Source organism: Sutterella sp., from assembly GCF_052272535.1.
Taxonomy (GTDB): domain Bacteria; phylum Pseudomonadota; class Gammaproteobacteria; order Burkholderiales; family Burkholderiaceae_F; genus Sutterella.
In genome coordinates this window covers 1-2,025 of sequence record NZ_DAVZJY010000322.1, presented here as the reverse complement: position 1 = coordinate 2,025, position 2,025 = coordinate 1, and the positions used below count along the sequence as shown (strand labels likewise).

1 protein-coding gene is annotated in these 2,025 nt (G+C 63.9%); it reads left to right on the top strand.

Features of this window, described 5'->3' with window-relative positions; all coding sequences use genetic code 11:
• Positions 1 to 668 precede the first annotated feature (668 nt).
• Positions 669 to 1,886: an NO-inducible flavohemoprotein gene (hmpA, locus tag ACT6Y9_RS10675; protein ID WP_443744513.1), complete on the top strand. Its 1,218-nt coding sequence runs from the start codon at positions 669 to 671 to the stop codon at positions 1,884 to 1,886.
• Positions 1,887 to 2,025: the final 139 nt, after the last annotated feature.

Here is a 2,025-nt window from a genome sequence, read left to right as displayed (position 1 = left end):
CAGCGCCTTCCGGAGGAGGAGACGCCGGCCGAAAAACGCACCGACCACGCCGTTTGGCCCGCCTCCGGCAGACGTCCGGCGGGATGTCTGCCGCGGGGCGCCCGCCGGGGACCAGCCGGTGGACGCGCGGCGCCTCACGACCATCAACAGGTCGTGAACGCTTCCGCTTCGGGAAAGGTCTGCACCGGGAATGAGTGCAGACGCCCTGCGGATGCGGTGTTCGTTCGCATTTTTCAAACAACCAATTGAAGACTGGTCGAAGAATGTGAACGAATACTGGAATTGTAGCCAAAGATTTCAGCGTTGGCCGCCTGCGTCGCTCTTTTGCAGCCGCTTATATGTAACAAATTGCAACAGTGCACATTCCCCATGTTTTCAGGGAATTCCGGACGATTTCGATGTTTGAATGAGACTCTTGGAACCCGTCCTAAGGGTTAGGCCTCATTGCAAAACAAGAAGTGCAACTCACAGTTCCGATGTCGGAGACATTTAGTTATTTCGTCCAAGATCCGGGCCACATTATTGCCCACTTGTAAGTAGTTCTTAAAAGCTGCACCTAAAATGCATCTTTATTGCTAAGATGGAGTTCATAGAGAAGGCAGATCGAGCAGCCCCCTGGGCGGCTCGACCGCCCCGCCCCATCGAAGGCAAAAAAAAGGAGACGAACAATGCTCACCCCCGCTCAGATCGAACTCATCAAGGCGACCGTTCCGGTGCTTCAGGCCCACGGCGTGGACCTCACGAAGCACTTCTACAAGCGCATGCTCACCGGGAACCCCGAGTTGCGCCACGTCTTCAACCATGCGCACCAGGTTCACGGCGCGCAGCAGCAGGCGCTCGCCGCGGCGGTGCTCGCCTACGCGGCCAACATCGATCACCTTGAGCGCCTCGGCGGCGCGGTGCGCCAGATCGCCGAACGCCACTGCTCGCTCGGCATCCGCCCCGAGCAGTACGCGATCGTCGGCCGCCACCTCCTCGCCTCGATCAAGGAGGTCTTGGGCGAGGCCGCGACGCCCGAGCTCGTCGACGCCTGGGCTGTCGCCTACAAGCAGCTCGCCGACATCCTCATCGCCGCCGAACAGTCGATCTATAACGAGCAGACCACGGCCGAGGGCGGGTGGTCCGGCTGGCGCCCCTTCGTCTGCGTCAACCGCGTGAAGGAGTGCGAGAACGTCGACTCCTTCTACTTCCGTCCGACCGACGGCGGCGCCATCCCCACCTACAAGGCCGGCCAGTACGCGACCGTGCGCATCCACTCCAAGGCGCTCGACCTCACGCAGCCGCGCCAGTACACGCTCTCCTGCCCTCCGGGTGAAGGCGTCCTGCGCATCACGGTGAAGGCGATCCACGGCCGCGCGGGCGCCCCCGACGGCCTCGTCTCGAACCACCTCCACACGCACGTCCACGTGGGCGACGTCGTGGAGTTCTCCGCCCCGACCGGCAGCTTCGTGATCGACGAACTCAAGGCCGAGTCGCCCGTCGTCCTCATCGCCGCCGGCATCGGCATCACGCCGATGGTGCCGATGCTCGAGGAGCTCGCGGTCAAGAACCCGCTGCGTCGCGTGCACTTCCTCTACTCGACCCAGAACCTCGCCCACTACCCGCTCAAGAAGGAGGTGGACGCCGCGGTGAAGGGCATGCCCAACGCCGCCAAGGGGGTCTTCTTCACGGAGCCCGGTGAAGACGACCACCTCGGCGAGGACTACGACGCCGTCGGCCGCATCACCGTCGACCGCATCCGCAGCTTCTGCCAGGATCCGGACGCGGACTTCTACCTCTGCGGCCCGATCGACTTCATGAAGGAGATCGCCGCGGGTCTGAAGCAGATCGGCGTCATCGCTCCGCGCATCCACACGGAGGCCTTCGGCACGGGCACCGTCGCCTGACGCCCGAGGCGGCCCCGACGCCTGAGGAGCGCCCGGGCCGCTTCACCTCAACCTCACCTCATCCTCCCGCGCCCGCGGCCGGTCCTCTCCTCCGGAGAGCGCCGGCCGCGGGTGTGTCTTGCGCTTTCATTCCGCATCC